Here is a 25,778-nt window from a genome sequence, read left to right on the forward strand (position 1 = left end):
TACCACTACTTTGAGTCCATGTTTTATAAAAAATCCGCCTGCTGGCGAAGCTGCATATATACTTGCATCGGGATGATACCCGCAATTAAAAACATCCTCATTTTAGAGAAATAAAAAAATAGCTATTGAGCAATTAAACAATAGCCATATAGCTATTGAGCAATTAAACAATAGCCATAAATTAAATTTTAGTTGAAAAACGGTTTCTTCGTCAAGTACTATAAAACGATTATACGCATAAAACAAAAACAAATAAATCATTTCATATTTTTGTATCGGTTATCAGCCTGTAACATGACGCGCAATTTCTCTTTCAGAACCACTGCAGCTACTTCGTTCCTACCAACAATTTCCCCATCAGACTGGATTTTCACTGACCCTTCATTCTTCATTTTTATCATTTTACCGGAAAAAGAATCAACATTTTTAATGTTCAGGTGACCGCCCCATAAAACGGTGATGAAGACGGTCAATAATTTCAACAAAGGAATATCATGGACCGCAATCACGTTCAACCTGCCATCATCCAGCTTCGACATCGGTGAAATTTTCATCCCGCCGCCAAAATAGGACTGGTTCGCAATGACGATGAACCAAACCTTTTTCAAAAGATGCCGGTCTCCATCAATGATCAATTCCATGCAGCCGGGCTTGTAAGTCACTATCTTTTTTATAAAAATGAACAGATAAATTAATTTACCCGCTCTGACAAAATTAAACCATTTTTTCAGGGGGGAACGTTCCGCTTCATCGGAAATTTCAGCATCAATGCCCATTCCAAGGCTGTTCACGAAATACCCCATCTTGCCATTCGTCTCGAACTGTCCGATATCAATGGCACTAAAGGCATTATCCTGAAATAAAGAAAGAGCTTCTTCCACACTCTCGGTTTTTTGAATGCCCCTTACATAATCATTGCCCGATCCAGCCGCAAGGGAGCCGATGATAGCGTGGGGGAAACCAATGGCGCCATTTATCATTTCATTGATCGTGCCATCTCCCCCGACAGCGATCATCCGGGTATCCTGCTTCGTCCCTGATAGGATCTCCATCGTCAATCTTAGCGCATGCCCCTTTTCCCGTGTAAAAAACACCTCATGGGGAACAGCTTTTGATTGCAGTATTTTCTCGGCTTTTTTCCAAACCTTCAAACTCTCTCCACTTCCTGCCATTGGATTGACAATGAAATACACCGTTTCTTTAAGGTGCGGCATGCTGATTTCCATCCGTTTGGTTATACTCCGCTTCCCATTCAGGGCGCAGGCTGGATGTAGTTTGGCAATATTCAAGCAAAGCCTGTGCCCCTTTTAACTGCTGTGCCTTGAGCGGAGACGATATGGCCCGCATCCTTTCGAACCATTCCGGGAAGGTCCGTTTGTCCAATATCGTAATATCATAAGGGGCTTCGGGATAATCGACATATCCATTCCGGGATAAAATCACCTTTTTAATCGGCATGTTCACTCCATATAGCTCAAATAACTGGGAGACGATGTTCGTCATCCGATTTGCACCAAGCAAAGGATTGAGCACTTTTTTATCAGGGTGCTTATGATGCCTGCGGACCCAGAACCGTTCACTTGACCCGATGAAAGCAGCGTCTTCTTCCGCTTCCAGAAATGTGATGCACCAAGCATCAACCGGGGTCAATAAAATGACTTCGACTTCAACAGGCGCATTTTTCAAAAGAAAGATAGGTTTATATAATACGAGAAACGTATCCGGAAAACGCTGCAGAAAAAAGCGGAGCCTCTCATCCAAAAAGAATGATTGGTCCACAAATGACTTTTCACGAAGCGTCGAACTCCCCCATTTCATTTGAAAACGAAGCAATTGATTTAAAAAATTTTGCTTTAATTCATCGAGACTGGCTGGCCGGAACGGAAATCTTAATGAAAAAACATTAGTATCTTCAATCTGGTTCGGCACCGGCAGTTCTTCCGCCTCTGACTCCTGTTTACCTGTCCGGCGGAATATGCCTTTCACCTTTTTAAACAGGCGCTTCGAATCTTCCTGAGGCGGATCAAGTTTGACCTGTGTTTCACTTTCAGTATGTTCGCTATACAACTGATCTAGGTCACCCGCATTATAAGCAGCCTTCAATCTATCCCATTGCTGTTTTTTCAACCGTGCAAATTGGGTAGGATAACGATAAATATCCTGCTCATACCGGGAAATATAATCTTGCATCTTTATGAGCTGTGCCATTCGACCACCACCCATCTTTCTATTTTTGGAGGTTTATCGTGAAAATCTTCTCGTATGAAGGGGAAGCTCCAAGATGTGTTTGATATAACGCAACCTGATCTGCTTCAAAATGCTTATCCTGCACATTCGCCATCTGGCGAACGCCCTCCAGCGAAAAGGGATTTTCCCCCTCGAATTTTCTTGCCAGTGTAATATGAGGCTTAAACGGCTTTTTATCAAGTTCAAAACCCGCTTCGATACAGGAATTATAGACTTTCCTTTGAATGGAAAAAAGCCTTTCTTGCTGCTTGACGCCTGCCCAAAGAATCCTTGGACTGTCACTCTTGCCGAAACCGCCAATATCGCCGAGCTCCAAGCCGAATGAGGCCTCATTGGCAAGCACGCTTCCCACACGCCCCAAAGCATCCTCTTTCAATGTATCGGGAGCATTGCCCAAAAATGCCATCGTAATATGATAATCGGCTGGATGCAGCCATTTCTTAAATGGAAAGTCTGGCTTTAGTTGTTCCGTAACAGCATTTAAATAGGCCTTAATATCATCAGGCAATACTAAAGCAAAGAAAAAATGAGTATTCATGGTCACTTCCATTCCTTCCTGTTTTCCCTTTAATTTTACCATAATTCCCATTGCCTATACCTTTTCCTGGGCTTCCTAATAAATATTCCCTCCACAGGAATATCCCTAATCTACCATACTATGAACGAAGCCCCACGGATCATACGCAGGTCCGGGATATATTTTTTCGGGCTGGTCGATTAACGAAAAACACAGCAAAAAAGGACCAAGAATCGGTCCTCCCCTGCCATTTCCATGTTAGCTGAACAGTGTTTCGTAAAGCAGGAACAAGTTCAGTCCAATAATAAGTACAGCTATAAGCCAAGCGGCGCCCGAGGTGATTTTATGGTTGACCAGGCTGCCCATGATTTTTTTATTGCTTGTAAACATGATCAATGGCACTAAGGCAAACGCGATGCCAAACGAGAGTACAACTTGGCTCATCACAAGCGCTTTGGATGGATTCACTCCCCATAATATTATGAGCAGGGGCGGGACGGTAGTAATGACCCTTCTTAAATAAATCGGAATATGTCTTTTAATGAATCCTTGCATGACAACATCACCTGTCATTACACCAACGGATGAGCTCGATAAACCGGCAAATAATAATCCTATTCCGAAGAACATCGCGACTGATGGTCCAATCATGGCCCCGAATTGTTGATAGGCAACATCCAAGTCCTCCACTAGTGCTCCATTCTTATGAAATAGGGCAGCTGAAACGATGACCATGGCGGCATTGATCGCACCTGCAATCAACATGGCGATGACAATGTCAATTAGCTCAAAACGATAAATCCTTTTTCTTTCCAAATCGTTTACTCCGACTATCCGTCTTTGAGTCAAAGAGGAATGGAGGTATATCGCATGTGGCATAACGGTGGCTCCAAGCATGCCGGCCGATAGTAAAATGCTGTCCACTCCGTCGAATTTCGGAGTGAAGAGTCCTAAAACAACGGCTGAAGTGTCAGGTTTTGCATAAAAAACTTGAGCGCCAAAAGCTATCACAACGACAAATATCATGACCGTGATCAGGGCTTCGAATGTTCGATATCCCCTGCGCTGGATTTCCAGAATGGCAAAGGAACCAATCCCTGCTATGATTGCCGATGTGATCAACGGTAAGTCAAATAGTAAATAAATCCCTAGTGCGGCTCCTATGAATTCAGCTAGGTCGGTTGCCATTATAACGGCTTCAGCCTGAATCCATAATAAGAAAGATGTTTTTTTCGAAAATTTTTCCCTGCATAGCTCCGGAAGGTTCTTTCCAGTGGCTATCCCCAATTTAGCTGATAGTGATTGGATTAGCACAGCCATTAAATTGGAGGCGAAGATAACCCATAATAACGTATAGCCATATTTAGATCCGGCTGTAATATTGGTCGCATAATTCCCTGGATCAATATAGGCAACAGCTGCTATGAAGGCAGGCCCCAGATAGGGAAGCAGATTTTTTATTCCTCTCGAAGAAGATTGATGCAACACATCGGACATATCTATTTCTACTCCTTTTACACGTAACTCAAATTGTTGCAATAGGTAAACTTTTTAGGTTATTAGCAAGTATATTCCTGGTTTTTTAAAATGTCAAAAGAGAGGATTGCATATCGATGTAATTAACGTGATCGGGAATTCGGGGAAAGGCCATCTCGCTTCCGGCTACACAGATAAAAAAACCCCCTTGCCATTAGTGGCAAAGGGGCATTCCTCTATTTAACGGAACCGCATTGCTTCTCGATTTCCTCGGAAAACAGTTTTTGCAGTCTTTGAGTTATCGGACCGGGTTCCCCGGCTGCAATCGATTGGCCATCGATATTAATGATGGGTGTCACTTCGACGCTAGTGCTTGTATAAAGAACTTCATCGGCTGCCATCATGTCCTCGACCGTGAAGGCTTCTTCGACATAGGGAATCCCATGATCAGCGCAAAGCTTCAGCATCACCTGACGGGTAATTCCATTCAGGATCAAGTTTGTGGCCGGATGCGTTTTAAGTTGACCATCCACCACGATTGAGACATTTGACGAACTTCCCTCCGTCACCGTACCATCACGATGCTGGATCGCTTCATCACAGCCGGCTTCCACCGCTTGCTGTTTAGCCATTATATTTCCCAGTAGATTTAAACTCTTGATATTACAGCGCAGCCAGCGTATATCGTCGGTGGTAACAGCATTGACCCCTGGCTTCATTTTGCCTGTATAAGGCATTTCCTTTGTATAGGCGACAAAGGCCGGTTCAACCTCTGCAGTTGGAAAAGAGTGTGTACGCGCAGATACTCCTCTTGTCAGCTGCATATAGACGATACCGTCCTTCAGTTGATTTTCAGCGATCAGCTCTTTCATGCGGTTTTTGATTTCCGCGATGGTAAAGGGAACTTTCATCTGAATCAACTTCGCACTGTCGATCAGCCGGTTCAGATGCATATCCTCCGTAAATAATTCGCCATTATAAACCCGGATGACTTCATAGACGCCATCACCGAATTGATATCCCCGGTCTTCAATATCTACCTTTACTTCGGACCTGCTTTTAAGGTCGCCGTTAAAAATGATTTTTCCCATGTCTTTCTCCCTCTTTGCTTCTTATTTAGCCAATTCATGAATGGCACGTGCATAAATGGACGTAGCCTTAAGCATATCCCCAATATCAATATATTCATCTTTCTGATGCGCAATGTCTTCGCTGCCTGGGAAAAGCGGGCCAAATGCAACGCCTTCTTTCAATGAACGGGCATATGTGCCGCCGCCAATCGAAAGAAGCTCGGCTTTATCACCTGTCTCCGCTTCATACACTTCCTGCAACGTCTTGATCAAGAAGCTTTCACTGTCCACATAATGCGGAGTTGAATGCGAATTGGTCTTCACTTTCAAATTATATGCCGCAAGCCTTTCTTCCAGCGCCGCCTTTTGCTGTTCCCACTCAAACGTGACCGGATAACGCATGCTGAAACCGATCGAGCTGTCGCCTTGTTTAGAATAATTGAAAACGCCGGCATTGATCGTCAATTCTCCTGTTTGCTCATCCGAATACGCCACACCTAAATTATTTCCGCGGGAATCTTCGAACAAACGATCCTTGATGAAAGTGAAGTAGGCTTTCGCATGCGGATCAAGAGTGAGATCAGCTAAAAATACGGCTAAATGCAGACCTGCATTTCTTCCGTTGTTCGGCTCCATCGCGTGTGCCGAAACACCATTCATTTCAAGCAGCACTTGATTTTTTTGCGGAACGGCTTGCCCCTCCAATGAGTACTTTTGCAAATAATCCTGATAGTTTGCAGCCACTTCAGCAGTGTTGTCCGTTTCCACAATAGCCGTCGCAAAATCCGGTACCATATTCGTCCTTCGACCTGAAGAAAACTCGATGACATTCACGTCTGAGTTCGTGCCATTTCCTGCATCGGCAGGATGGATAACCGAGAAATCCCAGATTCCTTTTTCCGCACTGATGATCGGGAAGTCAGCATCTGGTGCGAAGCCGATCGAAGGCATTTCCTCCACTTCAAAGTACCGGTCAACGCAGCGCCAGTTCGATTCTTCATCGGTTCCAATGATCATCCTCACACGTTTGTTCAAAGGTTCTCCTAGCTCCCGGACCAGCTTCATCGCATGATAGGCAGCCATAGTCGGCCCTTTATCATCGATTGCCCCACGGGCATATATGCGGCCATTGCGGATTTCAGCGCCAAACGGATCCGAACTCCAGCCATCTCCCTCTGGTACCACGTCGACATGGCATAAAATCCCGATTAACTCCTCGCCTTCCCCCATTTCGATATGACCAGCGACATTATCGACATTTTTCACAGTAAAACCGTCTTTTTCGCCTAATTGAAGCATGAAATCAAGCGCTTCCTTCACCCCTTTACCGAGTGGGGCCTCCTCTGTCGGGTGTTCTTCATCAAGTACACTTTTTATTTTCAATAAGTTTTGTGTGTCAAGCAATAAGTCCATTTTCCGTTTTTCAACTTCTTCTCGCCAATTCAATTCACTCAAAATATGACAACTCCTCTTTTATATATATTTTTCATTTTATCACTTTTACTACCACATTCGCCAAGCCTTGCTACCTATTCTTCGTATTCCCGCAATATTGCTAACATCAAACTACCGATAAAATTCCTTACAAAAATAAAAAAACACCCTCTTTTATTAAAAAGAGGATGATTTCATTAGACTATCGTCATTCATTAACACTGTTACTTTTCTGTTCAGTCTTGGGATATATAATGCTAAAAACAAAGAACGTCCTAAACTGAAAGCCAGGAATGCAAGCCATAAACCATGATTGCCATGATTGCTGACTGTTGCGAATTGGACTATTAAAAAAGCCATCAGTGCCAGAAGCATCGAGTTCCTTACTGGAACGGCTTCAGTCGCACCGGTAAACACTCCATAAAAAATGAGTCCGATAAAGGCACTGAATGGGAATAGGACTATCCAAAGTCCATATTCATGGGCCAATTCGATGACGCCGGGAATATCCGTGAATAAGAGAATGACCTCATCGCTGAAAAGATAGTAAGATGCGGCAAGTATGAACGAGGCATACAAGCCCCACCGCGCCGATAGTGAGAGTGTTTTTTTATAAAGGTTTATATCTCTCGAACCAATCGCCTTCCCGACCAGAAGGCTTGACGCGTTCGCGAAGCCATCAAAGCAATAGGCCATCAGGTAATGGATTTGAATGAGTACGGCATTGGCCGCCAGGGTCTCTGTCCCGAAAGTCGCTCCCTTGGCCGTAAAAAGATTGAAAACCGTGATCAGGCAAATGGTCCTGATGAATAAATCCCTGTTGACCACCATCATTTTTTTCAGGGAAGCCCGATCGAACCCCTCCCGGATTGAAAAAGAATCCGGTACGTTAACCGCTTTCCGGATGACCCACAAGCCCAGTAAAAAAGCGGAAATCTCTGATATCAGTGTAGCGGCAGCAACCCCTGATACAGACCATGAAAAGCCATTAACGAAAACGAGGCATAAGATTATATTCATCACGTTCATGAAAACTTGAATGAACAAAGACGTTTTTATCCTCGATTTCCCCATTAACCAGCCTAAGATGACATAATTCAATAGAGCAAATGGTGCGCCCCATATCCTGATGCCGAAATAATCTGCGGCAAAGGCGGAAACATCCGATTCCGGACCGATTGCGCCTAACGATACATTCAAAATGGGCTTTTGGATCACGATAAAAAGCAGACCGATGATCGCTGCAATGAAAAAAGGCCGAATCAAGGACATCAGGGTTTGCTTTTCATCCCTTGCCCCTTCCGCTTGTGCAGCGAAGGCAGATGTACTGACCCGAAGAAAACCAAAAAGCCAATACATCGTATTAAAGATTATCGTTCCGACAGCCACCCCGCCAATATAAGCGGGATCACTCAACTTTCCAACCACAGCCGTATCGACCGCACCGAGCAAGGGGGTACTCATTGTCGAAATCGTAAGCGGGATGGCCAAGGAAAGATATACTCTATTATTCATAAAATGATGACCTCCTATGTACATAAAAGTTCTGAAAAGTTAGAAATGGAATGTCGTTATAAAAATTTGTATTTAAAGTACAAAAAGATTGCAGTATTCAATTTTAATCAATAGAATTGTACATATGGTGCTCCCCAACATGCAAGAGATGCCTCTACAAGATTACTTGTGGAACGTTTTAAATAGAACGGGTAAAAGCCATTTTAAATCTGGATCATTTACGTATCAAAATTTGAAAATTGAAAGATTGATATCGCTTTCAACCCGCAGGGGTTATGGGAAGTCCATTTTTATCCAGCAAGAAAAAGGCATTTCGCAAGCCGGAAAATAAAATCCTTGACGATTCTTGAAAGAGTTATAGTAATGCTCGTTGATCATATAACTTTTGAACTATGCTTGAACATACATTCATCATTATAACAACCAATTAGGAGTGATCATGATGGGAAGATTGACTGATAAAGTAGCCATTATCACTGGCGGTGCATCTGGTATGGGCAGGGAAATGGTAGACCTATTCACAAAAGAAGGAGCACAAGTCATTGCTGCCGATATCAATGAAAAAGCTGTAGCTGCCGTGAATGAACTGGCTAACGTCCATGGAACTGTACTTGATGTATCTTCAGACGAAAGCTGGAAAAAGGTGACGGATGAAGTTATCGCTAAATTTGGCAAAATCGACATTTTGGTAAACAATGCCGGTATCTCAACGGAAAAAGGCATTAACGATACGACATTGGCCGATTGGCAGCTAATGTTAGGCATCAATGGATTTGGACCATTCCTTGGAATGAAACACGTTGTTCCTCACATGGCTAAAGAAGGTAAAGGTGGTGCAGTTGTAAACATTTCTTCCTTTACTGCGCAAATCGGAATGGGCTTAAACTCTTATTCAGCTTCAAAAGGTGCCGTTCGTGCTATTTCAAAGGCTGCCGCAACGCAATATGGCCGTATGGGCGTCCGTGTCAATGCCGTATTCCCTGGTATCATCGAAACACCGATGACTCAAAAATTAGAAGAATCAAAAGAGCTAGTGAACCAAATGATCAAGGCAACTCCATTACAACGTTTAGGTCAGCCGGCGGATATTGCAAATGCCGTGCTTTATCTAGCATCCGATGAAGCTTCATACGTAACTGGTGCCGAGCTTGTCATCGACGGCGGATACTCCGCTCAATAATTAAAGCAGAAATGGAAAATCCCGTTTCTAATACTCAGAAACGGGATTTTCTGATTCAATAAAGAAATGTTGTAAGTTTTATTTGCGTTAAGTCAACACACCGATGAAATAGCCAAAAGTCGTAAATACCAAACACCAGCTGAATGCCCCGGCTCCTGCAAAGATAAAGTATTTTCGTTTCCCCATTCCATTCATACCGGAAATGTAACTGGCGAAGTGACGGACTCCTGGGATGAAATAGGCTATGATAATCGTCCATGGACCGTATTTATTGAACCATTTCTCCAATTTTTCCAACCTCGCGGGGGTCATTTTGATCCACTTACCATGCTTCCTCAAAAAAGGCTTCCCCACCTTTTTCCCGATGAAATAACTGACAAGCATCCCGGATATCGAGCCAAGGAAACTGACAAGGAATGCTCCCTGGACATTCAAAACGGAAATGGATGACAAATAGCCGACAAAAGTCATCATGAACTCATCAGGTACCGGCAAGCCAATGATCCCAATGGCCAACAATCCATATATCGCAAAATAACCATAGTTTGATATTAAATCTTTTACTATATCCATCTAAAGTACTCCATCTCAGCACCCTTTATTAAAGTAATCCATTTTCTTATGCGGGCCTGGGTAACGTGATTACTTCTTTTTAATAGGATAACCTAATTTAACCCAAATGAGTTGATTTTCATAAAAAAAATAGAAAAAAAAGAAGAATGGACACGTTTTTTGTTGAAATACCTGTATGACAGTTTCCTCTTTACGGATGAAACTCGGCAACAATAAAAGCGGACTCGATACCCGAGTCCGCTTCTTCTTATTTCACAATCTTTATTTCATTGATCGGCCAATACACTAGATTCGCCTTGCCCACGATTTCATCGACGGATATCGTGCCAATTTCACGGCTATCCAAACTATTTTGGCGATTGTCCCCCATAAGGAACAACTGGTCTTCCGGCACTGTCATGCTGCCTGTAATATCTTCGAGCTTGAAGGATTCAGTCAGCGGCACTCCTGATGCCATCTGATTCTTATATTTGTCCAAGTATGGTTCTTCATAAGCTTTCCCATTAATATAAAGCGTATCGTCTTTATATTCAATATGGTCACCAGGCAGACCGATAACCCTTTTTATATAATCTTTATCTACCGTTGCATGAAAAACGACAATATCAAACCGGTCTATATTATCGATATTCGTTCCAAACTTGGTAAGAACAATTCTTTCGTGGTCTTGCAGAGTCGGCATCATTGACTCACCGTCCACGACAATCGGTGCAAAAATATACGTTCGAATTAAAAAAGCTAGAATGACTGCAATCAATATCGCTTTTATCCATGAAAAAACTTCTTTTCTTTTTTCCACTCGAAGTCCCTCTCTCTGTTTTTTATTCATGCCATTATAACATAATCCTTTCATGATCACGTCATACAAATACCCACATTTTACACATTGCAATTTACTTCCATTTTTCATACTGTATTTCGATGCTTTCCAACTCTATTTCCCTACGCTGCATTTGGGTTGGACAAATCGCATTATATGTACGGACTTTCTCATTAATTTCATCCATTCGTTTCATTAATTCAGATTCAGTTCCATTCATTTTTTTCAATCGAACCAATTCGGCTAGCTCTTCCCGAATTTCTTTTTGCCATTTTATCCAAAGCGGAAGGAAGCCGGCATCCTTGGCCTTCGTCAAGAAGTTGTCATATATATTTCCCGACAGCGCCGACTCCGGAAGCGGTTTACCAAAGCCAGGATTATTCTTCAGCCCGCCTTCTCTTTCATATTCCTTAAAAATTTGATCCATCCAGTTCACATGCCCGTGTTCTTTGCCCATAAACAATCCCCCTTCAGATCACTTGTCATTACATGTTTTTACAATTATAACATTTTTATCAATACCTGCTCCACCCTTGAGGACACTTTCTACTATTATATATGCCTATCTTGCAGCCAAACACATTCAGACATCAAAAAAGGATTCCCCTATTCAGGGAATCCTTGCAGACTGTAGACAAACTCGATGAAAATCGATTTTGTCTACATTTTTTTATGGCTTGTACAATTTGGCCGTTGATTGGAACGTAGGGCACTCGCTTTCCGCGGGCGGTCCGCCCTCGGCTTTCGCCTGCGGGGTCTACCTCGACTCGCTTTTCCCGCAGGAGTCTCGTACCTTCCGTTCCAATCAACTTTGTTTTAATTTTAGATAGAACACTTTTGCCTAGAGCCATTTTTGTTTTAAAATAGAAGTATTCAAACTTGTGGTGATGAGGATGCTTTCTAAACATGTTTCTATTCAGGGAGATCACTTGAAATGATTACTTTAGATCAATTGGTGCCACCGAACCATTTGGTAAATGGAGGCTACCATTAATTTAAAGAAGATTGCCAATTGGACATGGAAGGTCCAAAAATGGCCTAACATAGTGGGCTCGTAGAGTCCCAATCTCTTAACTTTAGGTGAAAATTCAAAGGAATTTCAAAAGGGGTTCCCCTATTCAGGGAATCCTTTTTGGCCTTCTATTTAACGGTGATTTTCCTTTTTACTTCCGCCTTGTTCTTCGATTTATCCGTAACTGTGTAAGTCAGTGTATAGGTGCCTTTTTTCTTCGTATTCACAGTCCCTGTTATTTTGATCTTACTTGTTAAGCTTCCATCAAGATTATCTTTTGCGGATACACCTGATTTAGGATTGAATGTCGAGTTATAGGCAATGGTTTTGCTCTTGGCACCGGAAATGACCGGCTTTGTGCTGTCTACCGTGATCTTTCTTGTGACTGTCGCCGTATTTTTCGATGAATCAGTGATTGTATACTTTAATGTATACGTACCTTTTTTCTTTGTATTCACCGTACCTGTCACCTTTATTTTACTTGTCATGTTGCCATCCAGGTTATCTTTCGCAGATACGCCCGATTTAGGGCTGAATGTCGAATAATAGCCAACGGTTTTACTATTGGTTCCCGAGATGACTGGCTTGGTGCCATCTATCGTGATCTTTCTTGTGACCGTCGCCGCATTTTTCGATGAATCTGTGACCGTATACTTCAATGTATAGGTCCCCTTTTTCTTCGTATTGACTGTACCCGTCACTTTGATTTTACTAGTCAAATTTCCATCGGCATTATCCTTCGCACTCACGTTTGTTTTTGGATTGAATGAAGAATTAAGTTTGATGGTTTTGTTCCCGGCACCTGATATCACAGGCTTGACTTGATCATAAACGGTTATTTTCCTTGTGACCTCGGAAACATTCCCAGCTTTGTCAGCTACCGTATAAGTCAAATTATAGGTGCCCACTTTCTTGGTATCGACCTTACCTTCAACTCGGATGACATTCGTTAGGTCACCATCTTTATCATCCTTCGCCTTTACGCCGGTTTTAGGATTGAAAGTTGAGTTGAATGGAATCGATTTACCGGCAGTCCCTGAAATCACAGGCTTATTCGTATCCTTGACAATCGATGGCCGATTGGAGATGTAAGCTGATGAAACATACCCCTTAATACTTTTGTCTGCCGTTTGTACGGGGTAAAAGACAAATTTATTTCCCTTAGATTCGTGATAGTCAAAATTCCCAGTGATGATCAAGCTTGTATTTGGCGGCACACGTACTGCACCTTCGGTATTGTTTATTTCTTTCCTGATATTCGCGCTTGAAGATGTCACCACTTTGTCTCCTGCCCTGAACCAATAAACTGAATCATGCGTTTGATCTGTCAGTGTGTATTCAAGATTTTTAAAGATGATATTTTCAGTGCTATTCCGATCATATTGAAAGTCCGATGTTTTGAATGGATATTTTGCCAGTTTTGTAACAGTTAAATAACTTTGTCCTTCTATCTCAGCAAAAACTTCCTCTTGGTAGGCATTTGCATTTCTTTGTCCGTTTTCCTGGTAAAGTGGACTGTTCACCGGTTTTGTCCCATTGTATGCCATTACAGGGAAATACCAATTTTCGATGACCCTGCGTCCTGCACCTTTGATCTTGGGCAAATCCCTTCTTGAATACATGCCACTCAGGACCTCGACGCCTGCCCCGATATTGTAGACTATATCATTTCCCAGCTTTTTCTGGTCATACCCACTTTTATTGGTAAGCTGCATTAGACCGATGCCGCCATCGTCGGATATAATCGGTTTACCATCCTCATTAAATTGCCTCCAATCCCCGTTTTCCTGCGTAGCCACCGCTTTTACCACTTCAGGGGGGATTTCAGCCTCTATTGCCGCATTCGTCAGTAAGCAGTTAATCTGCTTATGGGAAGGATTTTCATTGGGTTGAATCTCACCGAATGATGAACACGCATTGGTTATTCCAGACTCCGCAAAAGCCTGTCCATTGTACAAACCGAGTGTTAAACAGGTCAGTGCCCCAATCTTCATTAAAGGTATCTTCATCGATCGAACTCCAGTCTATTTATATTTAAATCTATAATAATAGTAACATGATAGACTGGTGATTGCAGGTATAATAAGGTATTTCCCCCTTAAATATCCTTACAGCATAAAAGGAGCTTACCCGCATTATCGGGAAAGCTCCTTTGTTTTCAAATCACAAAACTATGTATGATGCCGGATCATTCGATCACTTCCACCGTTTCCTTCGGCTTCCTTACAAGGCACATGATACCCGGTATGATGAAGAAGATAAGCGGCCAAACATGAAAAATCGTCAGAATGCCCGTAATGATCAATAAGATTCCGGCTCCCTTCGCCTTGCCGCCCTTTAATAGAAAGATAGCGATCAAACCGCCTGCCAAGGCAATGAACAGCGATATGATCCCAGCCCATAATAAGCCCATGAAAAATTTGACTGACATATCTATCTCAGATGAGGAAAACTCCTGAGAATCTGTCATTAATGAGTTGTCCACCATTTCTTTCAAATCGATACTGTTGAGATAGACGGCCGATATGATCGTCACGATTAAAAAAATCGCGGCGATACTCACACCTATGATACTTAATACGTATTCCCATGTCCGTTTCATTTACTTCGCCTCCCTGGAAAAGTCACGTATATATAATACCCAATCTGTGAAGGAATAAAAGACTTTTATTCCTTACTCCTCAAAGTTGAGTGTCCATTTGGTGAATTCGTCCAAATACGTTTAACGCTCCCCTGCCTCGCCTTCATTCATCCTTCTTTTTCAATCGTTCATGTAATTCATCTCTTTTATTTTCCAGGTTATTCATTTTTGTCATATGCTTTATAAAGAAACGGACCGCCTTCACAACCATAAAGAATAACAGAACAAGTAGGGCAAGGTAGAATAATTGCCATAAAATATCACCAATATTAAACATGAAGTCACCTCCTGTCCTTGAATGAATTCCGGCCAATAAAAGCAGTAAGTGAGGGCTTTTCGTACTCCGTGATGTCCCGTAATTAAATGATAACACGATTGGCCCCAACACTGAACGCCAACAATATTAATAGAAGGTGAATAACGACGCCCTCCAAAGGAAATAGACTCTGTTTTTAGCAGAGCCTAACAAACATTCCTATTCACAATCAAATCCACCAATTGTTCGACAGACGGTTCTTTCGGCATCATATCAGATGTAAATCCATAGTCTTGAAGTCTATTGCCGGTACTTTCCCCGATCACCCCGATGGAGGCTTGTTTTAGCAGCGCTTCAACATCCACGTCTGCCTTGTTCCCATATTGCATCAGCATATCGACTGAATGCCGATTCGAAAATAGTACCGTTCCTACAGCTTTCCCATCCAGCATTCTCGGAAAGATTTCAAGGAATCTTTCATCGACAAATTTAGCGATTGATTGAATATAGTCTCCGTCCCCATGTGCCGGATCTCTAAGATCTCTATTTCGATCCCCAACAACTAACAATGTTCCGGTATCCGGCATCCCGGATTTGAGCTCGGCCGTCAGACCCCGTTGCTGTAAAGCCTTTTTCGATTTCCTTGATAACACATATAGTTTTGAAGAAATCCGACGGAAATCAATAGCATGTTCAGTGAGTGAATCCAAGAATCCATGGACACTTTCAGGCGAGGTGAAGAGAATTCGATCATACGAAAGAAAAGCGAGCAGCTGACTTTCTTCTATTTTCACTTTTGCCGCATTCCATTTAGGAAACTCGATGACTTCGCCGCCAAGTTCATACAGGGCTTCCGCCAAGGCACTCTTTGCCGTCCCCGTCCGGGCCACTAAAAACCGTTGTCCATAAAGCGGCTTCCTTTCGAACCATTGCAGTTTTCCCCTTAGTGAAATGATATCCCCGACCAAGGTGATTGCAGGATTGCCAAGCGACCTTCCACTTACCCGTTCGACGATATCATCCAAGGTCCCCTCGACACTTTCCTGTCTTCCATAAGTGCCCCATTGAATGACGAGTGCCGGTGTATTCCCCGGCTTTCCATGATTGATCAAATTTTCGCGGATAGACGGAAGGTTGGCCACACCCATATAAAAGGCAACCGTATCTATACTCACAAGCCCATTCCAATCTATATCCTTCTTCGTTTGGTCATGGCCCGTCACCATCGCAAAGGAACGTCCGTAATCCCGGTGTGTGACGGGGACTCCTGCGTACATGGATGCAGCAATGCTGGACGTAACCCCCGGAATGACTTCGAATGGGATTCCCTCATCTTTCAACGATTCCGCTTCCTCCCCGACTCTTCCAAAAACGGCAGGATCACCGCCTTTCAAACGGACGACCCGATGCCCTTCCAGTGCTTTGGAAACAAGCAGCTCATTGATTTCCCCTTGGCTGATGCCAGTAGCATAAGGTGTCTTGCCACAATATATCAATTCACAATCGAAGGCAGCAGCCTCCAACAGTTTGGGATTTAGCAACCTATCATATAAAATGACATCCGCTTTTTCAATCGCTTTTTGGCCTTTTACGGTAATCAGGCCTTCATCACCCGGACCTGCACCAACAAAATAAACCTTGCCCTTGGTCATGCCGCACTCACCCCTATCTGCTTGCCATTCCCTGATAATATTTCACCAGCTCCACCATCGCACTGCCCATCCGTTGATCTTCAGGATATATAACCCGCTCAATCCCTTCATCGATCACCACCTGCGCCGTTACCTTTCCGACCGCAAGAGCAATTACATCTGATGCAAACAGGCCGACTATCTTATCCTCCACGCCTTGTTCACGGACAAATCTCATTAAATTTCGCGGCTGGGGTGCACTCGTGAACACAACCGAATCGATTTTGCCTTCAAGGATTTCTTGGATCAGCTGCTGCATCGTTTCTTTTTCAGGCGCTATATGTTCATATGGCAGGATTTCTTTATGTTCCACTTTTTGTTCATCCAGCCAATTCATCAAAAGAGGCGCCGGATCGCCGTGAAGCTGCAAAGCGACCTTTACACCTCCAGGCAGATGGCCTTCCAGATTGCGAACAAGCCCTGCCGTACTGCCATCATCATCACGGATTAATGGCTGCAGGCCAAGCTTTTTCAGCATATTAACCGTTTTATAGCCCCTAGCTGCAATTTTCATAGACTGCAAAGCCTCTATGAAACGATCTCCCGCTTCCATCTTCACTGCCGTTTTATATAATAATTCCGTCCCCACTCCCGTCGTGAGAATGATCCAATCGAACTCCCCTGCCATCAACCGGGTGATATCCTCTTCCAAATGGGAATCATCAAGGAAAACGGTCCCCTGTGCCGGGCGAACAAGCGGGACTCCCCCAAGATTTTGAACGATTTTACTAAGTTCTTCCGTCTTCCGCGCCCCCAATAAAGCAACGGTCCTGCCATCAAGCTTACTCATCCATGCCCCTCCTATATGTACATTCAATTAAATCCATCTCACCCATTATACAAATTTTCAGTCTTTGAAACTATAAAAAACGGATTCCATATCAAAAACAACGCTTTTTCTTTCTTTTATCTTATATAAATTCAGTGGAAAGATGAATTAGCAGCATTTTGCTTTTCATAAGTCCCGCCCTCATGAGTTTGGAGCAAATACTCGTGAGTTTTGGGCTTTTACTCATGAGTTTGGAACAAATACTCGTGAGTTTCGGGCTTTTACTCGTGAGTTTCGAGTAAATACTCGTAAGTTTCCAAAAAAGCAAAACATGGCCTGCTTCAATTCCCTATCTTATCTTTTCAGTCAATACAAAAAAGCTGCCATCAGGACAGCGATTTTCACGATTTAACCTTTTGTTAATTCTTATTTATCGCCCTTTGGGCAATATGCTCCTGTTCTTTTTTTACAAAAACATCATATTGAGTGGTTTCATGGCGATTCTGAAAGTTTTCAGTGCCTAAATTCATAGGAGTTTTCGTTTTGAATGGTATCCCTTCCCTTTCCAGTTTCGCAACCGCCTTATAATAATTTTCATTCGCGAATGCTGTATGACATGTTCAATATTTATAGGAAATTAGTTTGGCAATTACTGCACATGCAATCACGAAGACTAGTATTCCAATCATTATATACATCTTTTAACTCCCTTTCATTTCGAACTTTTTTTGGAAAAGCCATCCTGTACACTATATTCATTGCCATACATGACATTTCCTTTTTAAGTAAAAAGAAGGAGACCCCAGTTTCAGGTCTCCTTCTTCATATCTTCTATTTTTCCTTTACGTTACAAGAACCGTCCGTACAAGCGTCGCCTGTTGCTGGATCATTCACGATCGTAAGCGGATTTTCCTCAGCCCATACTTTTTTTAGCGTATCGAGGAATGCTTCCGTTGGCTGGGCGCCGGAGATTCCATATTTGCGATTAATGACGAAGAATGGGACACCTGTAATTCCAAGCAGGCTTCCTTCTTGCTCATTTCCCCTAACCTCTGCCGTGAATGCCGTTCCTGCCAACATGGACTCCGTCTCGGACTTTTCAAGGCCAACCTCTTCAGCCAAACTTGCCAATGTAGCATGATCGCCAATATGTTTGCCTTCCGTAAAGTAAGCTTTAAATAGTCGTTCATTCATTTCTTTCTCTTTACCTTTTGATTCAGCAAAGTGCATCAAGCGGTGGGCATCGAACGAATTCGTTAAGACCACTTTGTCCAAATGATAATCGAGTCCCAATTCTTTAGCCTGTTGAGTCAGGTTTTGGCTGTTCGCTTCCACCTGCGCTTGAGACATGCCGTATTTCTTGGCCAGCATTTCATTTTGAGTCATATTGATATCCCGCTCAGCCTCTGGGTTCAACTCAAAACTGCGAAATGAGACCTCTACCTGATCTTTATTTTCAAACTGCTTTAAAGCATCTTCGAATCGACGCTTACCTATATAACAGAACGGACATTGATAATCCGACCAAATTTCCACCTTCATGTAAATACCTCCTCATTTTAAATGCAATTGCATTAAGCACATTATATAATCCTGGGTATCCTCTTGCAAGGATATTAGCCCAGACACTCATTTTCAAAATTGGTGAAGTCGACTTTTTTCATGAATTCCTCCAATGTATAGCCCTTTAGCAGGCGCAATGTTTCCTTTTCGGCTTCGTTCATGATTTCCTCCAAAGCCGTATCCAGCTGTTTCCCAACCTCTCCGCATTCGCTCGTTTCCATACAAACAAGACATTCCGGCCGTACCGCTTGATACACATCCGCCAAAGTAAGCTGAGAGGCAGGCACCTTCAGACTATAACCGCCTTCCCGTCCTTCCTTTGTTTCGACGATCCCCGCAGCTGCAAGCTGTGCCATCACCCTTCTTAAAAAAGTGGCATGTGACTTCACCTTTAAGGCGATTGCCGAACTTGTCAGGAGCTTTTCGCTTTGTGCGAGCCAAACCAAAGAGTGAACGGCAATGGCAAACCGCGGCGGTCCAATTTGATTGTTTCGATTACTTGAAGACAAGATTATCCCCCCTTACACTCTTATCCATGGTAAGGCCATTATACTATGTTACGTGCTCCCGAACAAATGGCGCCGTTTCCCGATTTTTTCGACTGCAGCGCACGATTTTACGTCCGTTTCCGGGTTCCGCAAAATAATATCCCCCTTTCGGCACCAAAACCCGGCAAAACATCCTTTTGCCGGGTTTTCCAATCCTACTGAATGATTTGTACATTTTCATATAAATAAGCTTCTTCCGGTGCCTTTATTTTCTTCGACTCTTTTAAATCGATCACCGGTACGGGTTCCCCTTTATAGCTTCCTTTTTTTAATGTCCCTGTAATCGTATACCAATCATTCGTCTTCATTCCTTCCACATTCCCGTTGACCATATATCCGTATAACGTCGCATCGACCACACAGCAGGACATGGAGAGGCGGGAGATGGCCATTTGTTTTTTCGTAAATGTATCCTCACGGTATATGAATCCCGAAATCTCTATTTCCTTCCCCTCGATCGTATCGAGGTTGTTCAGTAAATCATCCAGTACTTCAAAATAATTATCATCGTTTACGGAGATTTTCTCCCCATTCGCATGTTTCCCTGAATCATATGAACTTACCATCTGTGCCTGCTGCTTCGCCATCCCCCTTTTCGCCAGCACTTCCCCGCTTAATGTAAAGTCGGTCAGGATGAAGCCCAGCAGAATCGGAAGGAAGAACAAACTATATTTCAGGACCAGTGCGGAGGAGGAAGACTCCCCATTCGATCCGCAATCACAATGTTGTTCACCCTGTTTTTGTTTTTTCATTCGGAGAAGGCTGATCACTAAAAAAGCAAAAAGTGCCGCCAATGCATATGGGACCATCTTTGGTGCAATCAATTTCGTTAAATATCCTGAAACATACAATTTAAAGATCATGAGGCCCAATCCCAGCAGCAGCAACCCTTCAAGTCTTTGGATAAAAAAACGTTTCATCAGAAGCCCCCCTTACTGATCAATCCGCCTGCAATCAGGCATAGGCTGAAGACGACTGCGAAAATAAGCAGGACATACGTGACGACGAAGCTCCGTTTAAAACAGGACATCATGATCAAAACATTTTTCAGATCCAGCATGGGACCAAATACAAGGAATCCCAGTATGGAGCCTGGCAGAAAACTATGGGAAAAGGAGGCCGCTACGAATGCATCAGCTGATGAACAGAGTGAAAGCACAAACGCAATTCCCATCATCAACGCCGTGCCTTTTATTGGCGCCTGACCAATATCGGCCATTACGGACCGATCCATGAACACCTGAAATAGACTGGCAAACAAGGCCCCGATGATAAAGTATCTGCCGACCATAAAAAACTCCTGCGAAGTATGATCAATGAAGCTTGTCCATTTACTGGACTGAATATCATGTTCATGCCCTTGTACCAGTTCCACCTTGTCCTCTTTCACCACATCTTTTGTGCTGAATATATGAATGAATAAACCTGCGATTATGGCCGTCAGGACACAAAGGATGATTCTTCCATATAGAATGGACGGATTATTTTGGAACGCATAATAAGTTGAGCCAAACACGATGACATTCAATATTGGGGCTGTTACGAGCAAGACCACACCTGCATGGACCGGGACACCCTTTTGAATCAATCTCCGGACGACCGGGATGATTGCACATTCGCAAACCGGAATGATCAGCGCAGCCGCTATCGCGGCAAAAATGGCCGTCAGGGGTCTTTTGGGTATCATCCGCTGAATGATTTCTTCACTGATGAACAACTGGATGAATGATGAAGCAATGGCCCCGAGGAACAGGAAAGGAATCGATTCTAAAAACAATCCCAAAAACACGACGAACACAGAGTGAAGCATCGGGTAGTCGGAGAAATCAATCGCTTTGGGAATGAACACATCGCCTAGAAAAAAGAATGCCAGCAGCAAAAACAGCAGAATCAATAACAGCAAATTTCCCGTGTAGCGTTTCAAAAGCATATTTAACCACCTCACAAATCATAATTATTACGATTTAAGTTTGGATTCGGTCTAGTATATGCTTTTGATAGGGTGAACAGAACAGAAAAAAAAGAGAATGGAAGACATTCCCCACCCTCATTTATTCCTTCGATATAGATCCCTGCTCTTGTAACCTTCTCCTAAAATCGTTTTCATTTCCTGGCGCCGTTTCACTTGTGTCGCCTCTTGTTTTGCACTATACACGTAACGGGCCCAATCCTTGCGATACCCTGGCGTAAGTGATTGATAGAACGCAAGCAAATCAGGGGAGTCCTGCAAATCTTTCTCAATTTCAGAAATCATGCCGATATAATCATCTACTGATTGGCTTGCTTTGGTAGATGGACGGTTTCTATTTTTTGAGTCTTCTTTCAGTCCGACTACCGTAAAGACATCATCCAACCCAACCATACGCGCAAACTTCAGGTCACTCGAGCCAACATAGCCTTCATCATCCGCACCAAGGCCCTGCATCAGATCATCACGATGAATATATGTAGCATATTCTTTATTCCCCTTCTTGGGGTACGCCAAAAAAATATAGCCGTTTTTACTTAAATGATTTTTCTCAATCACCTTATCCACGATTCTCTTTAAAGAATCCATATCCAATACAAAGGCAAATATAAGATCATAAGCACTTTCATTAAGCTTTGTATCGTAATCCGGCAGCTCTGCTAAATAATCCGCCCCGGCTGGCTGATTCAGGACTGCCACCCGTTCATATTTATGTAAATTCAGTTTTTCAACTATTGTTTTAGCCATTGCATTCACCACCTAGTTGATTTTTTCTACCTTCAGTTTATAAGCTTCCCATTGCGTTAGCAACTTTTCTCTAGATAGTATAAAAAGTCGATGTGGAAAACTTCCGTCTCTTTTCATATAATCATTTCTAGGAAAATATTAACTGTGCTATAATTCAGATATAATAAATTCCCATGTCCAGCTTCTTTAGATTCTTTTCCCTTTGAATGCCAGCTTCATTTTTCGGTTCATTAGCGGAGGTCCTAGGCGCAACATTCTAAGTAGGCATAAACTCAACTTTTTTGCATAGGCATGATAGGGTATCAAAGCTCCAGAAAAAATGTAGTCCCTGGAAATACAGAACTGACTTCAGCTCTGCATTTCTTCCTCAAAATTACGAATACCAATGAAACATCTCTTATCGTTGTACTATAAGAGATATCTTTTTACACTCTTCATTAAATAGAAACCATGCTTAAAAAACATAGTGTCACACTCCTTCAATCATCATGAATCCACTTTAAATCAGGTGTATTTTCCGTAGTTTTTATGCATTCTTTATGCAATCAGATATCCCTTTGTTTTTTCCTAGATCAAAAAATTCAGTGATGCTTTCATATGAAGTGTCACAAAAGGGGAGTTCTCATGAATTATATCGAGTATGATTTGCTATTTGAATCAAGAAAACAGTTAATTGAGGAAATTACGGGGTTGGATGAAAAAACGCTCCACCATAAGCCTGTGCCTGAAGTATGGAACATCGCCCAAATTTGCCATCATTTATATCTTACGGAGCAGGTTTTTACCGAAGTTATAGCAAATGGCATTCGGGAAAGGGATTTTAATAATATCATTCAAAAAAACATTTACTTCGTTACTGATAGAACAAGGAAATTCTCATCCCCTGAGGCCATTTCACCCTCTTCAGCCCCATTTCAATTATCGAGCCTCATGGATTTGCTGGCAGAATCAAGGGATCGATTATTACAGGTTCTTTATGATATGGATTCAGATATCCTGTTAAATAGAAAGAAAGCCAAACATCCCCTGTTCGGGGACCTCTCATTGGATCAATGGATTGAGTTATTATCCTTACATGAACAAAGGCATATCAAACAGATTCAAGAAATAAAGACCGCCCTTATATAAGCCTTTCATGACAAATTAGATAATCAGCCGGAGACTTTTCAAACAAAACAAAGAGACCACGTCATTTTGTGGTCTTTTTTCATGCATGCTATGAAACGATCGTGACTGTCGGGGGCTGCACCAAGTTGATAGATTGGCAGAGCCCCTATTTCCCTAACCAGCATTCTAGTATCAAGATGATACTTTTAGTTTCCTTTTGATTTGTGTTGCGAAGATTTCAAGACAGATTGCGATGATCAGGATAAAATAAGTGATTGCTCCAATTTCACTCAAGTCAAAGTAAAATCCACTTGCCATGAACATATCGAAGCCGATTCCTCCTGCTCCTGCCGCTGCGCCCATTGCGACCGCCACTGCAAAATTGATTTCAAAGCGCATGAAGGTCCACGAAATGATATAAGTGATCGAAGATGGTATGATGACTTGGAACACGATCTGCCACCAATTCGCTCCGCTTGCTTGCAGGGCCTCTATAGCTCCTTTATCAATTTCCTCGAAGGATTCCGAGTAGGCCTTCACAAGGTAACTTATGGAGTGAAACGTCATCCCTATAACGGCCGCTACACTGCCCAGCCCTGCTGCGACTGCAAAAATGAGGACCCATAACACGGTAGGAACGGCTCTAATCAGGGCAACCGATCCCTTTATGATAATCGATAATGGCTTGGACGAGATATTTCCAGCCGCTAAAAGCCCCAACATCAGGGCAATGATCGCACCAAATATTGTTGTCAAGAAGGCTAAACCTAATGTAATCGACACCTGATAAAGCGCTTGTGAAAAGGTAAAGTGCTTCAGATGCGGTTCAAAAAACATGGTCTTCAAATTGTCGGCGGTCAATGACAGCGCGTCCCACAGTTTAACATCCTTATAATCAAAACTGGCAAAAGCGTATATGGTCAAAACTGCCAGTACCAGCATACTCAACCTAATCGCGATTGAAGATTTCGAGAAGGGCTTTTTCGATAATCGTTCAAGTAGCATTTTATCTAAATCCTGGCCAGTAGGAGCAGGAAATGGTTTGATTGGACCTTCTGCCTGCATTATAAAATCACCCTCCTCACATAATTTGAGATCAATTCAATAGATAATATCGAAATGATGATCGTAATGACGACAAGGCTGGCAATGTCATAACTCAAGTTTTTATAGTACAGATTAAACGTAAAACCAATGCCCGATCCTGTAAGCAGCCCGACCAATGTTGCATTCCTGATATTCGTTTCAATCATAAAAAGTACCCAGCTGATCATTTGCGGAATGGTCGAAGGAATAACAGACTGCGAAATGACGGTTAGATAACTTGCGCCGGTTGTCTGCAAAGCTTCTACAGAGCTTGAACTCACTTCATCAATCGTTTCAATAAAAGCTCTTGTTAAAAAACCGAAAGATCCGAAAAACAAGGCAAAATAACCAGTCAAGGAACTTTGTCCAAATGAGAATAGCAGAACCAATGCCCATATTGAGACATCAATATTTCTAAATAAAACGGCTATCCCACGGCTAAAACCTCCGAAAAATGCATTCACCCTTGTCGTATTGGAACCCAATATCGCAAATACAAAGGCCAATATTCCCGCTAATGTGGTTGCAGCAACGGATATCAAAAGTGTTTCTTTCAGCTTTACCAAAATGTCTGGGAGTTTGGCAAGGGAATCCTTTGTTGGATAGAAATTCGATAACGACCATTGTATGGCCTTAGGAACCGAAGTAACCCCTTTTGCGATGCTGAATTCTGTAATGATGATGGAAATTGCCGTCGCAGCCCCAATAAGCAAAAACAATAGTAGTGAATTTCTTCTCTTTTTTGCAAAAACATCAGCCGGCATGGGAACCTCCCAAATCAAAAATCAACTTTCCTTCATCTGATCCATAGATCTGATGGATATCATTTGAGGTTATATTTTGAGTTGTGCCATTGAAAACAACCTTGCCGCTATTCACACCGATGATTCGATCCGAATACTTAAGGGCAACATCGACTTGATGCAGGTTGACTACTACCGTGATTCCCATGGAAGTGCAGATATCCCTTAAATGGTCCATGATCACTTTGGAAGAATTCGGATCAAGAGAGGCAATCGGTTCATCGCATAATAGCAATTTAGGATTTTGGATAAGCGCCCGTGCAATGCCAACCCGTTGCTTCTGTCCTCCGCTCAACTGATCGGACCTTTTATAGATTAGATCTTCAAGACCGAGAATTTGGAGCAATTTAGCAGCCTGAAGTTTCTCCTCTTCACTATAAAGCCCAAGGATTCCAGCCAATGTAGATTTATAGCCTAATCGCCCATGCAGGGTATTTTCAATCACACTTAATCTATTTACAAGATTGTAATGTTGAAAAACCATCCCTATTTTCCTGCGTACTTTCTTTAACTCCCTTTTATTCACCTTGTATACATGATCATTATCAAAAATGATTTCTCCGCTAGAAGCATCGATCATCCTGTTGATGCATCGAAGGAGAGTTGATTTCCCTGCTCCGGATGGCCCTATGATCGAAACGAACTCTCCTTCTTTCACAGTGAAGTCAATATTGGATAACGCCTTTGTACCATTTCCAAAATGTTTTGAGACATTTTTCACTTCCAATAATGTTTTCATGTATGATCCTCCTAC

At 42.6% G+C, this 25,778-nt stretch carries 25 protein-coding genes; 2 read left to right on the top strand and 23 right to left on the bottom strand.

From position 1 onward, the window contains the following. Positions 1–257: 257 nt before the first annotated feature. The 7 genes from MHB45_RS17025 to MHB45_RS17055 form a co-directional block, all read right to left on the bottom strand. Entirely contained in the window at positions 258–1,289 is a 1,032-nt protein-coding gene (locus MHB45_RS17025) for a diacylglycerol/lipid kinase family protein (RefSeq protein ID WP_142398451.1), read from the bottom strand. After that, complete coding sequence (locus tag MHB45_RS17030) at positions 1,201–2,208, bottom strand: hypothetical protein (RefSeq protein WP_048682223.1); 1,008 nt, start codon at positions 2,206–2,208, stop codon at positions 1,201–1,203. The genes MHB45_RS17025 and MHB45_RS17030 overlap by 89 nt, the downstream gene beginning before the upstream one ends. Positions 2,209–2,227: 19 nt before the next feature. Further along, positions 2,228–2,836 carry an RNA 2',3'-cyclic phosphodiesterase gene (gene thpR / locus MHB45_RS17035; RefSeq protein ID WP_048682220.1) on the bottom strand — a complete coding sequence of 203 codons (609 nt, stop codon included), beginning with the start codon at positions 2,834–2,836 and terminating at the stop codon, positions 2,228–2,230. Between the two features lie 186 nt (positions 2,837–3,022). Then, positions 3,023–4,261 (bottom strand): Nramp family divalent metal transporter, encoded by a 1,239-nt coding sequence (locus MHB45_RS17040; RefSeq protein ID WP_260088765.1) that lies wholly within the window; start codon positions 4,259–4,261, stop codon positions 3,023–3,025. 215 nt (positions 4,262–4,476) lie between these two features. Then, on the bottom strand, positions 4,477–5,331 hold the full coding sequence (gene dat / locus MHB45_RS17045) for a D-amino-acid transaminase (protein ID WP_072273393.1): 855 nt from the start codon (positions 5,329–5,331) through the stop codon (positions 4,477–4,479). A 21-nt stretch (positions 5,332–5,352) separates the two neighbouring features. Next, a complete protein-coding gene (gene pepV, locus MHB45_RS17050) occupies positions 5,353–6,765 on the bottom strand; it encodes a dipeptidase PepV (protein ID WP_048682212.1) in 1,413 nt (470 codons plus the stop codon). A 156-nt stretch (positions 6,766–6,921) separates the two neighbouring features. After that, positions 6,922–8,259 (bottom strand): MATE family efflux transporter, encoded by a 1,338-nt coding sequence (locus MHB45_RS17055; protein WP_048682209.1) that lies wholly within the window; start codon positions 8,257–8,259, stop codon positions 6,922–6,924. A 442-nt stretch (positions 8,260–8,701) separates the two neighbouring features. On the opposite strand from MHB45_RS17055, the gene MHB45_RS17060 reads away from it, so the two are divergent. Then, positions 8,702–9,439 (top strand): SDR family NAD(P)-dependent oxidoreductase, encoded by a 738-nt coding sequence (locus MHB45_RS17060; RefSeq protein ID WP_340908018.1) that lies wholly within the window; start codon positions 8,702–8,704, stop codon positions 9,437–9,439. 87 nt (positions 9,440–9,526) lie between these two features. Here MHB45_RS17060 and MHB45_RS17065 read toward each other — a convergent pair whose 3' ends face one another. The 13 genes from MHB45_RS17065 to MHB45_RS17125 form a co-directional block, all read right to left on the bottom strand. Next, positions 9,527–10,012 (bottom strand): DedA family protein, encoded by a 486-nt coding sequence (locus MHB45_RS17065; RefSeq protein ID WP_034309313.1) that lies wholly within the window; start codon positions 10,010–10,012, stop codon positions 9,527–9,529. A gap of 247 nt (positions 10,013–10,259) precedes the next feature. Then, positions 10,260–10,811: a signal peptidase I gene (gene lepB / locus MHB45_RS17070; RefSeq protein WP_176474440.1), complete on the bottom strand. Its 552-nt coding sequence runs from the start codon at positions 10,809–10,811 to the stop codon at positions 10,260–10,262. A gap of 94 nt (positions 10,812–10,905) precedes the next feature. Continuing rightward, complete coding sequence (locus MHB45_RS17075; protein WP_081088687.1) at positions 10,906–11,289, bottom strand: DnaJ family domain-containing protein; 384 nt, start codon at positions 11,287–11,289, stop codon at positions 10,906–10,908. Positions 11,290–11,972: 683 nt separating this feature from the next. Further along, complete coding sequence (locus MHB45_RS17080) at positions 11,973–13,853, bottom strand: immunoglobulin-like domain-containing protein (protein WP_253349781.1); 1,881 nt, start codon at positions 13,851–13,853, stop codon at positions 11,973–11,975. A gap of 179 nt (positions 13,854–14,032) precedes the next feature. Then, the gene (locus MHB45_RS17085; RefSeq protein ID WP_048685557.1) at positions 14,033–14,446 is read right to left on the bottom strand and encodes a DUF4064 domain-containing protein; all 414 of its coding nucleotides are present in this window, start codon (positions 14,444–14,446) and stop codon (positions 14,033–14,035) included. A gap of 142 nt (positions 14,447–14,588) precedes the next feature. Then, on the bottom strand, positions 14,589–14,762 hold the full coding sequence (locus MHB45_RS17090; protein ID WP_153246136.1) for a hypothetical protein: 174 nt from the start codon (positions 14,760–14,762) through the stop codon (positions 14,589–14,591). A gap of 185 nt (positions 14,763–14,947) precedes the next feature. Continuing rightward, complete coding sequence (cobA, locus tag MHB45_RS17095) at positions 14,948–16,393, bottom strand: uroporphyrinogen-III C-methyltransferase (RefSeq protein ID WP_340908019.1); 1,446 nt, start codon at positions 16,391–16,393, stop codon at positions 14,948–14,950. Positions 16,394–16,406: 13 nt separating this feature from the next. Continuing rightward, positions 16,407–17,222: a uroporphyrinogen-III synthase gene (locus MHB45_RS17100; protein WP_072273396.1), complete on the bottom strand. Its 816-nt coding sequence runs from the start codon at positions 17,220–17,222 to the stop codon at positions 16,407–16,409. Positions 17,223–18,032: 810 nt separating this feature from the next. Continuing rightward, complete coding sequence (locus tag MHB45_RS17105; RefSeq protein ID WP_161922270.1) at positions 18,033–18,743, bottom strand: DsbA family protein; 711 nt, start codon at positions 18,741–18,743, stop codon at positions 18,033–18,035. A 74-nt stretch (positions 18,744–18,817) separates the two neighbouring features. Beyond that, a complete protein-coding gene (locus tag MHB45_RS17110; RefSeq protein ID WP_048685569.1) occupies positions 18,818–19,273 on the bottom strand; it encodes an RrF2 family transcriptional regulator in 456 nt (151 codons plus the stop codon). A gap of 194 nt (positions 19,274–19,467) precedes the next feature. Then, positions 19,468–20,232 carry a TIGR03943 family putative permease subunit gene (locus MHB45_RS17115; protein WP_161922268.1) on the bottom strand — a complete coding sequence of 255 codons (765 nt, stop codon included), beginning with the start codon at positions 20,230–20,232 and terminating at the stop codon, positions 19,468–19,470. After that, entirely contained in the window at positions 20,232–21,242 is a 1,011-nt protein-coding gene (locus MHB45_RS17120) for a permease (RefSeq protein WP_048685573.1), read from the bottom strand. Before MHB45_RS17120 ends, MHB45_RS17115 begins: the two co-directional genes overlap by 1 nt. 117 nt (positions 21,243–21,359) lie before the next feature. Next, positions 21,360–22,028 carry a YdeI/OmpD-associated family protein gene (locus MHB45_RS17125; protein ID WP_054400644.1) on the bottom strand — a complete coding sequence of 223 codons (669 nt, stop codon included), beginning with the start codon at positions 22,026–22,028 and terminating at the stop codon, positions 21,360–21,362. Between the two features lie 624 nt (positions 22,029–22,652). Between MHB45_RS17125 and MHB45_RS17130 the strand changes: the two genes are divergently transcribed. Further along, the gene (locus tag MHB45_RS17130; RefSeq protein ID WP_048685577.1) at positions 22,653–23,156 is read left to right on the top strand and encodes a DinB family protein; all 504 of its coding nucleotides are present in this window, start codon (positions 22,653–22,655) and stop codon (positions 23,154–23,156) included. 171 nt (positions 23,157–23,327) lie between these two features. On the opposite strand, the gene MHB45_RS17135 is transcribed toward MHB45_RS17130, so the two are convergent. The 3 genes from MHB45_RS17135 to phnC are packed head-to-tail and all read right to left on the bottom strand — an operon-like array spanning position 23,328 to position 25,763. Beyond that, positions 23,328–24,140: a PhnE/PtxC family ABC transporter permease gene (locus MHB45_RS17135; protein WP_095393523.1), complete on the bottom strand. Its 813-nt coding sequence runs from the start codon at positions 24,138–24,140 to the stop codon at positions 23,328–23,330. A gap of 59 nt (positions 24,141–24,199) precedes the next feature. Further along, positions 24,200–24,985 (bottom strand): PhnE/PtxC family ABC transporter permease, encoded by a 786-nt coding sequence (locus MHB45_RS17140; protein WP_048685583.1) that lies wholly within the window; start codon positions 24,983–24,985, stop codon positions 24,200–24,202. After that, entirely contained in the window at positions 24,975–25,763 is a 789-nt protein-coding gene (gene phnC, locus MHB45_RS17145; RefSeq protein ID WP_048685586.1) for a phosphonate ABC transporter ATP-binding protein, read from the bottom strand. The genes MHB45_RS17140 and phnC overlap by 11 nt, the downstream gene beginning before the upstream one ends. Positions 25,764–25,778: the final 15 nt, after the last annotated feature.

The organism is Peribacillus sp. FSL K6-5616, from assembly GCF_038008245.1.
GTDB classification, from domain to species: Bacteria; Bacillota; Bacilli; order Bacillales; family DSM-1321; genus Peribacillus; species Peribacillus frigoritolerans.